General features: G+C 41.0%; 20 protein-coding genes. 15 read left to right on the top strand and 5 right to left on the bottom strand.

The genetic code is table 11. The features are described 5' to 3' along the window. The first annotated feature begins 38 nt into the window (after positions 1 to 38). The 3 genes from CBI31_RS06295 (at position 39) to CBI31_RS06285 (ending at position 1,258) form a co-directional block, all read left to right on the top strand. Positions 39 to 626, top strand: a complete 588-nt coding sequence (locus tag CBI31_RS06295; protein WP_088525544.1) for an SGNH/GDSL hydrolase family protein — start codon at positions 39 to 41, stop codon at positions 624 to 626. A 132-nt stretch (positions 627 to 758) separates the two neighbouring features. Beyond that, positions 759 to 1,037 (top strand): BrnT family toxin, encoded by a 279-nt coding sequence (locus tag CBI31_RS06290; protein WP_088525543.1) that lies wholly within the window; start codon positions 759 to 761, stop codon positions 1,035 to 1,037. 5 nt (positions 1,038 to 1,042) lie between these two features. Further along, complete coding sequence (locus CBI31_RS06285; protein ID WP_338047334.1) at positions 1,043 to 1,258, top strand: BrnA antitoxin family protein; 216 nt, start codon at positions 1,043 to 1,045, stop codon at positions 1,256 to 1,258. A gap of 391 nt (positions 1,259 to 1,649) precedes the next feature. Here CBI31_RS06285 and CBI31_RS06280 read toward each other — a convergent pair whose 3' ends face one another. After that, entirely contained in the window at positions 1,650 to 1,862 is a 213-nt protein-coding gene (locus tag CBI31_RS06280) for a hypothetical protein (protein WP_088525542.1), read from the bottom strand. Then, positions 1,855 to 2,028 (bottom strand): hypothetical protein, encoded by a 174-nt coding sequence (locus tag CBI31_RS10345; RefSeq protein ID WP_161491191.1) that lies wholly within the window; start codon positions 2,026 to 2,028, stop codon positions 1,855 to 1,857. Before CBI31_RS10345 ends, CBI31_RS06280 begins: the two co-directional genes overlap by 8 nt. 301 nt (positions 2,029 to 2,329) lie before the next feature. Here CBI31_RS10345 and CBI31_RS06275 point away from each other — a divergent pair, with 301 nt between their 5' ends. The 4 genes from CBI31_RS06275 (at position 2,330) to CBI31_RS06260 (ending at position 4,648) form a co-directional block, all read left to right on the top strand. Continuing rightward, positions 2,330 to 2,566, top strand: a complete 237-nt coding sequence (locus tag CBI31_RS06275; protein WP_088525541.1) for a CDGSH iron-sulfur domain-containing protein — start codon at positions 2,330 to 2,332, stop codon at positions 2,564 to 2,566. 32 nt (positions 2,567 to 2,598) lie between these two features. Beyond that, on the top strand, positions 2,599 to 2,808 hold the full coding sequence (locus CBI31_RS06270) for a hypothetical protein (protein WP_088525540.1): 210 nt from the start codon (positions 2,599 to 2,601) through the stop codon (positions 2,806 to 2,808). 179 nt (positions 2,809 to 2,987) lie between these two features. Beyond that, a complete protein-coding gene (phaZ, locus tag CBI31_RS06265; RefSeq protein WP_161491190.1) occupies positions 2,988 to 4,265 on the top strand; it encodes a polyhydroxyalkanoate depolymerase in 1,278 nt (425 codons plus the stop codon). Then, complete coding sequence (locus CBI31_RS06260; RefSeq protein WP_088525538.1) at positions 4,262 to 4,648, top strand: hypothetical protein; 387 nt, start codon at positions 4,262 to 4,264, stop codon at positions 4,646 to 4,648. Before phaZ ends, CBI31_RS06260 begins: the two co-directional genes overlap by 4 nt. Before the next feature lie 44 nt (positions 4,649 to 4,692). Here CBI31_RS06260 and CBI31_RS06255 read toward each other — a convergent pair whose 3' ends face one another. Both CBI31_RS06255 and CBI31_RS10340 read right to left on the bottom strand, forming a co-directional pair. Further along, positions 4,693 to 4,887, bottom strand: a complete 195-nt coding sequence (locus CBI31_RS06255) for a hypothetical protein (protein WP_088525537.1) — start codon at positions 4,885 to 4,887, stop codon at positions 4,693 to 4,695. A gap of 128 nt (positions 4,888 to 5,015) precedes the next feature. After that, positions 5,016 to 5,177, bottom strand: a complete 162-nt coding sequence (locus CBI31_RS10340) for a hypothetical protein (RefSeq protein WP_161491189.1) — start codon at positions 5,175 to 5,177, stop codon at positions 5,016 to 5,018. Positions 5,178 to 5,404: 227 nt separating this feature from the next. On the opposite strand from CBI31_RS10340, the gene CBI31_RS10335 reads away from it, so the two are divergent. After that, entirely contained in the window at positions 5,405 to 5,581 is a 177-nt protein-coding gene (locus CBI31_RS10335; protein ID WP_161491188.1) for a hypothetical protein, read from the top strand. A 3-nt stretch (positions 5,582 to 5,584) separates the two neighbouring features. Here the strand turns inward: CBI31_RS10335 and CBI31_RS06250 are convergent, their stop codons facing one another. After that, the gene (locus tag CBI31_RS06250; RefSeq protein ID WP_088525536.1) at positions 5,585 to 5,764 is read right to left on the bottom strand and encodes a hypothetical protein; all 180 of its coding nucleotides are present in this window, start codon (positions 5,762 to 5,764) and stop codon (positions 5,585 to 5,587) included. A gap of 466 nt (positions 5,765 to 6,230) precedes the next feature. Between CBI31_RS06250 and CBI31_RS06245 the strand changes: the two genes are divergently transcribed. The 7 genes from CBI31_RS06245 to CBI31_RS06220 all read left to right on the top strand — a co-directional run bounded on the left by CBI31_RS06245 (position 6,231) and on the right by CBI31_RS06220 (position 12,157). Beyond that, entirely contained in the window at positions 6,231 to 6,548 is a 318-nt protein-coding gene (locus CBI31_RS06245; protein ID WP_088525535.1) for a helix-turn-helix domain-containing protein, read from the top strand. Positions 6,549 to 6,662: 114 nt separating this feature from the next. Further along, positions 6,663 to 6,836, top strand: coding sequence for a hypothetical protein (locus CBI31_RS10330; RefSeq protein WP_161491187.1), 174 nt, complete (start codon positions 6,663 to 6,665; stop codon positions 6,834 to 6,836). 201 nt (positions 6,837 to 7,037) lie between these two features. Beyond that, entirely contained in the window at positions 7,038 to 8,063 is a 1,026-nt protein-coding gene (locus CBI31_RS06240; protein WP_088525534.1) for a fumarylacetoacetate hydrolase family protein, read from the top strand. Between the two features lie 425 nt (positions 8,064 to 8,488). After that, entirely contained in the window at positions 8,489 to 9,631 is a 1,143-nt protein-coding gene (locus CBI31_RS06235; RefSeq protein WP_161491186.1) for a sensor histidine kinase, read from the top strand. 151 nt (positions 9,632 to 9,782) lie between these two features. Continuing rightward, positions 9,783 to 10,367 carry a histidine phosphatase family protein gene (locus tag CBI31_RS06230; protein WP_088525532.1) on the top strand — a complete coding sequence of 195 codons (585 nt, stop codon included), beginning with the start codon at positions 9,783 to 9,785 and terminating at the stop codon, positions 10,365 to 10,367. 30 nt (positions 10,368 to 10,397) lie between these two features. Further along, complete coding sequence (locus CBI31_RS06225; RefSeq protein ID WP_161491185.1) at positions 10,398 to 10,844, top strand: tetratricopeptide repeat protein; 447 nt, start codon at positions 10,398 to 10,400, stop codon at positions 10,842 to 10,844. 11 nt (positions 10,845 to 10,855) lie between these two features. Continuing rightward, positions 10,856 to 12,157, top strand: coding sequence for an alpha/beta fold hydrolase (locus tag CBI31_RS06220; protein WP_088525531.1), 1,302 nt, complete (start codon positions 10,856 to 10,858; stop codon positions 12,155 to 12,157). Positions 12,158 to 12,161 lie beyond the last annotated feature (4 nt).

Raw genomic sequence — 12,161 nt, 5'->3', positions numbered from 1 at the left:
GTCGAGGGCGGTAATATAGTGATGCTAATATTTAATAAATGAAATTTTTACTCGCTATTTTCGCTTGTCTTGCATCCGTTAATTCATTCGGATTTGAGATATTTGCCCTTGGCACAAGCAATACGAACTGTAAAAATTCTGGCCAAGCCTACACAACAAGATTAAATGAGTTATTGGCCCAAGACAAAATCTATGCCACTGTAATCAATGCTGGCGTAGATGGCGATCGACCTGCTTTTATGATGACAAGATTAGAGCAAGGCTTAAAAGCTAACCCAAATACTAAAATAGTTATTTTTGAACCAGGCCCAAATGAGAGAAACCCAAGATTTAACCTTGGCCCCTCAGAGGAGGTTTTGGCTTATCTACAAAAACAGAATATGCCCACGATTTATGTTTCGCACGTTTGGATTCAAAGCAATGAAGAGGCCCAGGCATTAGCATCTAAATATGGTGTCTATTACTACGGGCATTGGAATAAAAATATACCTACTGACAATGATCACAGGCTGTTTGATATGCCGGGTGGCGGTGGAGGTCATATGACAGTTTTGGGCTATCAAAAATGGGCTCAATATATGCTTCCAATGATTCAGCAAGTAATTAAGGAGAAAAATATCAAATAGGATTAGGCATCCTCGGCCCTGGTCGATTCCGCCCCGGGCCACCAAACTCAAATAATGCCCTGCTTCGTGTGGGGCATTTTCTTTTGGTCGGGCGGACTTGCTTCTTCCAATTAATATATGTACAATGTACATATGACTTCATTGCGATTTGAATGGGAGCCTCGAAAAGCTTCAGCCAATCTTAAAAAGCACGGCATTTCTTTTGAAGAGGCGAAATCTGTTTTTTATGATGAAAGTGCTAAGTTAATTTCCGACCCCGATCATTCGGAGGATGAAGACAGATTTATCTTGCTGGGAGTAAGCCATTCTCTTCGTGTGATTTTGGTTTGCCATTGTTATCGAAGCGAGGGTAATGTCGTTCGTATTATTTCGGCTAGTAAGGCAACCCCTAAAGAGTCAAAAGCTTATTAAAGGTAATGAAGATGCGTAAAGAATATGATTTCTCAAAAGCTCGTAAAAACCCATATGCTTCTATGCTCAAGAAGCCTATAACTATTAGATTGGACGAAGATTCAGTGAGCTACTTCAAATCTGTGTCAGAAGAAGTTGGAATTCCTTATCAAAGCCTCATTAATCTCTATTTGAGAGATTGCGCCGCTTCGAATAAGAAATTGAACCTTAGCTGGAAATAGTCTAGAGGTAGGATGAGAGCCTCCTGATGCCTTGGTCGATTCCGCCCCGGGTCATCAAACTCAAATAATGCCCTGCTTCGTGCGGGGCATTTTCTTTTATGGCTTGGCTGGCTTAGACGCCATAAGAGCCGGATATCCCCATCATGAACTGTCCTTTTAAAGGACGATTATGAACAACAGATTTTTTCTGTTTATTAACTAAAATGGCACAAATTATGCAAGGGAATATGTAAGTAAATCCGCTTAAGGAGTGCTTATGTCAAATACCGATTCTTTATGGCTATTTTTAATACTGTGCTGTTTTGCTCTGGCTATACAGGCATCTTAGACTGGTAATTATTGCCGCATCACGAGGAGTTTTTAGCCGCGTTGATCTGTATGCCGTCGGCTATCAACTTTTTTCGTCAATTTCGATCCGACCTAGGGTATCTAAGTCTGACTCATCAACTTCTATACTTTGATCTTCTATGGCGTTAGCGCCTATCAAATGCTCAATGTATTCTAAAGTTGCATAGTAAGGGGGCATATAAGCATGATTATCTGCTCGATCACTCCCATACCGATAACGATAGACCAATAGCTTCATATCAAACGATTTAATCATCGCCCCAGTCTGCACAGTCTTCATCTGGAATATGGTTCATTTCATTAATTTTGCGCCTAGTTAAATGTTGCCAAATTAATCGTTCTTGGACTAATTCATTGTTTTGTAATTCAAAAAACTTCTCAGGAAGACTATCTTCTTCGATCTCTAGTTGCTGGTGGTTCATGGTTGGCTCCTTTTAGCAAAATAAATTTGGTTGCCAATAAATTGCTTGAGTCACGCAGTATCGAAACAGGACCATGGGGTGCCCAAACAACTTATCAGCAGAAATTTAGTCTGCTCCAAAATGAAGGCGCTGTCTAATAAATTTTTAAGTTTTTTATCTGATGAAAATCTATTGCATCGCATCCAAAAATTCAATGTGATGAGTAATTACTCACTTTTAAAATGAATTTATTGCTAACAATTGCTAATAGGAATAATAAAGATTAAATTAAACCGAGGTGAGTTAAATACCGGGGGTTGCCATGGAAATAAAAACTGCCAAAAACGAGCCATATCCTGTAAAGGTCATCAAAGGCCAGACTTATTACTGGTGCACTTGTGGTTTAAGTAAGAGTCAACCCTTTTGTGATGCATCACACCAAAGAGCGGATATGATGCCATTGGAGTTTATTGCTACAGAGACCATGACTGTCTATTTCTGTGGATGCAAGCAATCAGCTAATGCGCCGCTATGTGATGGCACCCACTTCTCCCTCTAGGTATTGACAATCTAAATCTATCGGGGGTCAGGATGAGCTTTAAGCATGCCAAAGCAGTGACCGTAAAGACTACTAACGGGCAAGTAGAAATGAAGGACCATGGCTTGATTCATTTGTTAAATCGTTACCATTGTGATATCAATACCAAAGACTTCGTGATTGCCTGGAATCAGCATTGCCTAAATAAATATGGCTATGTTTTAGAGATTATCGATATAGACTATGAATGGTCACATGAGTAGGACCTCTATAGGCGAATCAGATGATGGTCATCCCTGCGTTGGTTAACCGTCGATTTAAGCGACGCTTATCTGCCATCACTGCTTGTAATGTCGTTTTAAACGACATTAAACAACTTGTAATCAAGTTGTCATATCTTAGGATAACTATCAGGGTTCAAACTCTTAGCTAAGGGATGGGTATGCTATACCTTTTGCAAAACACAATTGCTTCCAGTATTAGACCAATGCGTCAATCTCTCAGGATTGTGCGGGCTACTTTAAATAGTGCGGCCAACCCATTTATTAATACTGAACTCCATAAATCTAATCTTGCTTGGCTAGATGTCATAGAGCAATTGTCAGGCGCTCATCTCAAGCCGGAGTGGGGTATTCATGAGACTGAGGTTAATGGAGGGGCAGTTGAGATTCAAGATGAAATAGTTCTCAAGCGAACGTATTGCCAATTAGTGCATTTCAAAAAAGTAGCCACAAAATTACATCAACCAAAACTACTCATTGTTGCTCCCTATTCAGGGCATTTCGCGACCCTTTTGCGAGGTACCGTTGAAGCAATGCTACCGGAGCATGATGTTTACATTACTGATTGGTTCGATTGCAAGAACATTCCCACCAATCAAGATCGCTTTAATCTCAATGATTTTATAGACTACTTAATTGATTTCTTGCATTTCTTAGGCCCTAAGACTCATGTGTTGGCTGTGTGTCAGCCTACCGTAGCCGCCCTTGCAACTACTGCCATCATGTCAGATTGGGGTGATCGCTGTCAGCCATGCTCATTAACGCTGATCGCTGGACCGATTGATACTCGAGTAAATCCAACCAAGGTTAATGAGTTTGCAAAATCTCACGATCTAGAGTGGTTTGAGAAAAATTTGATTCAACCTGTGCCACCACCATTTTTAGGCATGGGCAGAAGGGTTTATCCAGGTTTTTTACAGCTAAACAGTTTTATGGCCATGAATTCAGATCGCCATGCCATCTCAATTGATGCCATGCATGAGGCATTGGTTCGGGGGAATGAAGAAGAGGCTCATCGTCGTAAGGCTTTTTATGATGAATATCTTTCGGTGATGGATTTAACCGAAGAGTTTTATCTTCAAACCATCAAAGAAGTCTTTCAAGAACATTCCTTACCACAAGGAAAGATGATGAGCCGTTGGCATCAGGTAGATACTAAACATATTCGCAAAAGCTATTTGATGGTCATAGAAGGTGAAGAGGATGATATTTGTGGTGTTGGTCAAACGAAAGCGGCATTTGATATCACGCCAAACCTACCTGAAAAACACAAACGCTACGAGTTGATTCAAGGAGTAGGGCATTACGGAACCTTTAATGGCGCAGTATTTCGTCGCACGATTGCCCCAATGATTACCCAATTTATTCAAGATGCTGATCAGCACCATGAAGTAACAGTTTCACCTTCCCAAGTAACTACAACAGGAGACCAATCATGACCTTAAACCATTTTGGTGGATCAGGACAGACATCAGGACAAATGAACCCCATGAAAACTATGGAGGGATTTTATAGTTTGCTGATGCCTATTTGGGCTGTGACGAGCAATTCTTTTGAAAATCATAAAAAATTACACGAAGAATTAATTGAGTTAATGCAAGAAGCCAATGAGCGGGTTACTGATAGAGTAGTTGAAGCGGTTGATCATAGTAAGCCTAATGAATTTATGGCCGCTATGACTATTGCCTGTCAAGCATTTGGACAAACGAATCTAACCATTTATAACGCTATGGCAGAGCAACATCATCAATTTATGGACAGCTTCTTTCAGCTAATGGATAAAGGGCATCAGCAGATTTATAAAGATGCCAGTCAGATATAAAAAGTTGTAAGGACATGTGCTGATCCTTACAACTGCAATACAAACTATCCCTCATCCCTTACAGCGATCCGCCCATGAGCATCTAAATCAGACTCATCAACTTCTAGCGAATCATCTTCAATCACTGTTGCGCCCTCTAAGTGCTCGATATACTCTCGAATGGCATAGTAAGGCGCAACATGGACATGATCATCATCTTGATGATCCCAGACTTTGTAACGAAAGACGGTTAACTTCATTTAGTGTTTTCCTAAATTTAAGCTCATGAACCTAGGCGGTGATTAATATAGCGACTGGCGTAGGCTTTACGAGCTTCAACCCAAGCCAAAGCCGCTTTAATGAACAGGCGTTTTAGTTTTTTCATGATTTATAGCCCCCTAGAATTGGTGTAGTGATGCAGGTAGTCACGAGTAAGTTGCTCTACTTGCTGATGGCTATTAGGGTTGTGGCTGTTGATGTATTGCTCTAAATCATTGCTTTTGGTTTGGTTGCCAAAGACTTGATTTAAGAGACTCAATAATTGTGTCATTGAAGGCTCCTTTTGTTAAAAATACTAGGGTTACTACTTACATAGTATGAGCCTTCTTAATGAATATTGCGTGACAAAAAATAACGTTTAGGATTAAAAGAACTATTTGTCGTCATTTGGTCATAAAACTCCAAAATGCCTCAAAATAGATTAAACCTGCATTAATCTCGTAAAAAATGACCTAAATTAGAGTCAAAAAATCAATTTCAACAAGAAAAGGCTTCAAGATGAGCGCATTAAAAGAGGCTATAGAAAAACTAAGAGTGACTGGAACTATTGGGCTTGAAGACTTTAAGAATTTGAAGATGAAGGATGTTGAACATCTCACTGAGGAAATCAAACAGTGGTGTCTTTATGGAAATGGTAAACCCGAGAAGTTGGGTAAGAAACATAAAGAGCATTAAAGCCTAATCTTCCAAATCCTCACTGCTGTCATCAACCCTGTATTCCACTTTAATTTTCTTGAGCACCGGATGCAAAAGCGGATTCTTGTCCTTGGTAGATGGGTCCGTTAAGGGGCAGTGGCCATAAAAGGGAATAGGCTCTTTTTCAACAAGTTCGCGATCTTCAGTAGTAAAGGTAGTCATTAGTGCTCTCCCTAAATTAATCAGACATGGTTACCTATGGGCTGTTAGAGCAAACTGAGGAGACCGGAAAGGAGCAGAATTGCTCTTCATCTCCCATAAGTAGATTGCATCTTCAATTAATAAATGTGACAAATCTATCGTTAACTGAAATATTGAGAGCTAAATTTTAAGAGGTGAAATTGTCACAATTGAGCTTGATATACAGACGTCAAATATGAAATAAAATTATGGAAAAATTCATATAAACGTCCTTTTAAAGGACATTTCATACTCTGGGTACCCCATTCACGACAAGGAGTCGCCATCCTTGTGTCAGTCAATGTCGTTTAAAACGACGCTGACTAGGCTATTTTTTAAAAAGATTCTAAATTTAGCTTCTTGTAACCAAATATTAGTGTTATCCCTTAGTTGCATAAGTGATTGAATTCCATATAAGATTTACATCCATTCTTTATTATGGTGCAACGTGTCTCCAGTCGATATTCGTTCTGCCAAGCAAATAGGTAAGCTATTGCGAAGTTCGCGGGAAGCACAGCGAGCAAATCTTCAGCATATATCTAAACAATGTGGACTTAGTGTTGCCCAATTGGTTCATATTGAGAATGGCAATCTTTTTGCTTTTGAAAGTAATCTAGAAAAGATCATGAGCTACTCTAATGTTTATGCTCAAGCATTAAACGTTGATTTAAATGCCATGAGCCAAGCCCCCTCAATCATGCCAACAAGATATGTGGTGGCTCCAGTAGATAGTCATATTCCCCCATTTCTAATGAAGAAATCATAAATTCTAATAATTAGTTCTGATTGCCGGCTCCTACGGGCTTGACCACTTTTTGTGAAAACTTAAAGTAGTTTTTTATTGTTGAACTGACCTGATTTTTAGTACCACTCCTTTAAGGTGAAGATTATCAAAAATCCTCTCTTCTGGAGTGGTACTAAAAATCAGGTCAGTTCAGTTCCAGCATTTGGAGTGCTATTTTCTGCGGTATTGCTTGGTGAGCCGATATTAATTTCTATGGTGGTTGGCGGCCTTATCGCAGTCTTAGGAGTTTCGCTAGTGAACAAGAAATAGAGTTTGGCATTACCGGTCTTAGTCGATTCTGGCTCGCACTACCAACCATTTAAATAGCTCACTCTGTTAATGAACTCTAGAGCTAGTAACTTTATTCTATAAGGTACTCACGGGTAATCCCTAGCATGAGGATATTTACCCTATGTTAGATTATTAACCGGAGTAAAAACATTAACTATAAGAAGTAAATACGGAGAGACTATGAGCAACCAAAGACGAGAGTTTTTAAAGGTGTCCGCCTTAGCTGGCGGTGCAGCGCTAACAACCCCTTTTATTTCAAATCAGGCTGAGGCAGCTGGACCTGGTGCAGGGGCTGTAAGGATTGCCAATCCCGAGATGGCAAAGAATATGGCTGTTTTAAATTATAAAGTGAACAATAAATACGTCTTAGGCGTAAAGACAGACAAGGGAATTTTAGACGTTTCTAGGGCGGCAAAACAGTTTAAGGTGAAGGCGCCAATCAATACTGATGATTTGATTCAGAATGGCGATCAAGGCCTAGGTAAGTTGGTGAGTTTGGCCTTGAGTAAGGGCGGCCCAGATTTATTTTTGGATGAAAATAAAATCGAATATGCACCTGCTATTACCAACCCTGAGAAAATTATCTGCGTAGGATTGAACTATGCAAAGCATGCCAAAGAAACTAATAATCCCATTCCAACATTACCAATTTTATTTAATAAATTTAACAACACACTCAATAGTCATAATGGGGTTGTAAAGGCATCATTAGTAAATGCAGAAAAGTTTGATTACGAAGCAGAGTTAGTTATTGTGATGGGCAAGCGCGCATACAACGTTAGTGAGGCTGATGCCTTGTCATATGTGTTTGGCTATGCAACAGGACAAGACTTTACGGCACGTGACTTACAGCAACGCAGTAGTCAGTGGATGATTGGCAAAACCAATGATGGTTTTGCACCCATAGGCCCATACATTGTGACTTCAGATCTAGTTGGCAATCCAAATCAACTGAAGATTGAGCAATATGTTAATGGTGAGGTCCGTCAATCATCTAATACTAACGATATGGTTTTTAATTGTGCTCAGATTGTGAGCTATGCCTCTAAAATTTTTACTCTAGAGCCAGGCGATATTATTTTTACTGGCACGCCAGAGGGTGTCATTACAGGCTACCCCAAAGACAAGCAGATATGGCTTAAGCCCGGAGACAAACTTGAAACGCGTGTTGAGAAGCTAGGTAATCTTAAATTTACCGTGTCTTGAGATTGGCGGCATAAAAAGATATGACATTCTCAGCCTGGGTAGATTTCGCCCCGGACCACCAAGAGTCTAAATAGCCCACTTGTTGGGCTATTTTCTTAGGGCATCTCCATCAAGCAGGGTTCTTTATAAGAGTAGTAATATTCAAATCTATGAAATACGCAAACGAAATATTCTTTCTTGTATTTGCCCTGATCCTATGGGGATTGCTTTATGGCTCAAGGTTTATATTAACGCTGGGCAAGGCAAGCCAATCTGAAAAACTTTGGCTCACTGCCCTCACGCTTACTGCCACTTCATTTACGCTATTCGCGTTAGCATCAACAATATCCTTAAGCTTGCTGACATTAGCAAACACTTGTTTTGTTGCAAATTTTATTTACTTTGGATTATTTTGCCGCTCTCTTAACGGCCCGATTCCAAAAAATATGAACATTCTTGTTCTTGCGGGCTTGTTGGTTTTCGCTGTTTTATTTGAATACTTAAGACAAAATGGATTCTTTATACAAAGGGTTGGCTTGATCAGTCTTATAGCAGCCTCATGTTTTGTTTGGGAGCTCAGGGAGTTGAGGCGCCTTAAGGAGATTCGCTCCAACCAACTTAGGTTTTTGATTTACACCGTTGCTATCGAATTAGTCCTTACTATTGCCAGGCTTACTGCCTTGTACATTGATGGTGGATTATCTACCCCTAACTTGTATCAAGAAGGTGTAATTAGCTCTTCAATCAGATGGGTATGGCTTGGTATCTCAATCCTATCTTATGTGGCAGTCCTCGGTTATTGGCTAGAAAAAATAAGTATTGAAAAGGCTCAAGCGATACAGGAAAGCTCCAAAATTATTGCCCTATTAAAAGAAAAGGAGCGCTTGATCTATGGCCTACTCAAGGCTAACAAGACTTCGGCCACTGGCGCTCTGTCGGCATCTATTGCTCATGAACTCAATCAACCCCTTGGTGCATCAAATCTGAATATCCAGTTTCTTAAAATGAAATTAGAAAAGGGCGTTATTAGTCCTGAGTTGGGGAAGGAGATTTTAGATTCTCTAGAGGCGGATAACCATCGTGCGGCGACGATTGTCAAATCACTCAGGTCAATATTTATCGAGAGTGACTCAAGCGCTGAAGAGGTCCAATTAGGCAATTTGATCTCTAAAGTATTAGATATTGTTATGCCAGAACTGAAGTCGAAAAATATCCAAATTCAACTTCGAGTTGATGAGCAGTTGATGGTTAAGGTAAATGCCACCGAAATTGAACAAGTCATATTGAACTTGATGAATAACGCCTTACAGGCTTTGGCTAACTCGGGAACCCTCCAACGCCGAATTACGATAGAGGCCACTAAATCTGGCCAGCTTATTCGCTTAAGTATTTCTGATAACGGGGATGGCGTGTCTGCCGAATTTAAGCCTCAGTTATTTGAATTACTAAGTACTACTAAACAATCTGGTATGGGTTTGGGCTTGTGGCTTTGTAAGCATATTGTCACTAGATGTGGCGGCTCGATTCATTATGAAGATACTGTTGGTGGCGGCGCTACGTTTGTGTTTGAACTTCCATCGGCCGCCTAGAGCTAGAGCCAAATATCCTTAGGCCCGGCCCATTTCGCCATTGCCACCAAAAATATAAATAGCCCACTGCTTGGGCTATTTTCACCCAGCTTGGCAGAATTATTAAGCATCTATTACGATGGGGTGGCTTACTTACAAATAATGAAATGCTATGACTCGTTTTAATCGAACAATCTCCCTATGTATTTTTCTTCTAGGCAGTCTTTTTATTGCCCAGCAAGCGATAGCTTCTTTAGCGGGTGATTTGCAGGATGGCCAGCATGTCTTGCTGATGAGGCATGCCGATGCCCCTGGCTATGGAGATCCTGCTGGGTATGTCATTGGCCAGTGCTCTACGCAGCGTAACTTGGGTGATTACGGCAAAAGACAGGCCAAGGCAATTGGGGCATGGTTGGCTAACCAAGGGATTCAAAAAGCAGAGGTGTTTAGTAGCCCATGGTGTAGGTGCTTGGATACGGCAAATCTGCTCAATAAAGGACCGGTAAAAACGGAAGCATCACTAGGGTCATTTTTCGATAATATGAGTCTAGAGAAGAAGCAAACCAAAGCATTGGAGACGTTCATTAAAAATGAGTTAGCCAGGCAATCTAAGACACCAATTATTCTAGTAACGCACCATGTGAATATTCAGGCCTTCACCGGAAAAGTCGTTGGAGTAGGCGACATGGTTTTAGTGCGGGTGAATAAAAATGGAGAATATCTTTCTCACACAATCTACCTAAGTCCTCAGCTGTAGGGCATTAGACAATTTTACTTGGAGGTCTTTATGAAATATTTATCTTTTACGTTTTTATTACTCATGTCTTTAATAGGAACTTCTTGGGCCGCAGATACTGCACCTACTAAGTCAGACCCAGTTTGGCTGACTGAAGCAAGGACAAGTGTTAAGTCAGAAAAATACGATCAGGCTATCAAACAATTACAGGCAGCTAACGAAACAAGTTCTGCAGATTGGAATAATTTGTTAGGTTACAGCCTTCGTAAAAAACAACCGCCTGACCTGGTGGGCGCTGAAAAATATTATCAAGCCGCATTGAAAATAGACCCTGAGCATCGAGGCGCTCTTGAGTACTATGGCAAGCTTAAGTTGATTAATAATGATTTGCTGGGAGCTGAGGCGCTATTGGCGAGATTAGATAAAGCCTGTACTTTTGGATGTGAGGAATATTCCGATTTAAAAGGCGCCATACAAAAATATAAGTCTAAAAAGTAGAGGTATTCAGAATGAAAAAAGTCTTATGCAAAGCCGCTGTTTTGTCTATTTTCCTTAGTCTAAATTTTGGCATTGTCTACGCTGAACCTTCCATCCCTCCTTTCTACCAAGCTGTAAGCAAAATGAGCCCAGATGGTAAGTTGGGGCAAGTTATTAAAAAAGAGCAAATATCCACCGCAGTGCCCGGTGCTCAGGCATGGCGTATCGCTTATATTTCTTCAGATGTGGGCGACAGGAAAACGATTGCCACTGCTTTAGTCGTTGCTCCAACTGCGAAAGCTCCTGCTGAAGGTAGGCCCGTCATGGCATGGGCACATGGAACCACGGGAACTGCGCAAAGCTGTGGCCCATCTCAGCTGACCAATCCCGCCGTTTCTTTAAATCAATATTTCTTATTGGATGGAAACTCGTGGTCAGACTACGGGCTTCCAAGCCTAGAGGCTTTTATTAAAGAGGGTTATGTAGTGGTTGGCACTGACTATCAGGGCCTAGGTGGTGGTGGCAAGCATCAATACGCAGTAGCTAATACGCAAGCAAAAGATACGATTGATTCTATTAGAGCAGTTGGTTCAATGCAAGAAACCGGCGCCGGTAAGAAGGCAATTATTTATGGCTGGTCACAGGGCGGTGGAACTGCGATTGCAGCTGCCAGCATGCCAGATTACATTTCCAAAAAGGGGACTGCATTTGATGATATCGAGCCAGTAGGTTTTGTAGCCTTGGCCCCTTATGATGTTGCGGTAACAATGCCTGGCGCCAAACTTGATCAAGCAATATCAGAAAAAATGATCAGCGAGTTAAGTGCTAGCTTTTCTGACAATGTATTTAACTTTGCGCATTTTTCAATGACTCTATGGGGTACTCAGGCCGCATTTCCTAATCTCAAGTTAACCGATTTGTTAACAGATGATGGCGCAAAAGTGATCGACAAAATTTACTCTAATAAATGCCTCCATGCATCAGCCGATACTTTGAACTATGCCTATGGGGCTGGATATAAAAATCTTTTAAAGCCAAAGGCGCAAAATACTCTGGCATGGGCGCAAGCATTTTTGAAGGGAAGCGTTGATCCAGTCAAGCCGGTGGCCCCTGTTGTTATTTATTGGGGTACGAAAGATACGGTTGTGCCTCCTGTGATGGGCGAGCTCTATCAAAAGCAGATGTGCAAGTTGGGCGGCAACATTAGCAGAGTTCAATTACCAGGAGAGCAAACCCACTTTTCTACGCCAGGTACCGCCGCGCCCCTGTATTTGCCTTGGGTAAAAGATCGCATGGCTGGAAAAGCGCTAGCCAATGCTTGTCCTAAAAACTGAAGAG

This window comes from Polynucleobacter campilacus (assembly GCF_002206625.1).
Lineage (GTDB): Bacteria > Pseudomonadota > Gammaproteobacteria > Burkholderiales > Burkholderiaceae > Polynucleobacter > Polynucleobacter campilacus.
The sequence above is the reverse complement of the archived record's forward strand: the minus strand, read 5'-3'. Positions and strand labels throughout refer to the sequence as shown.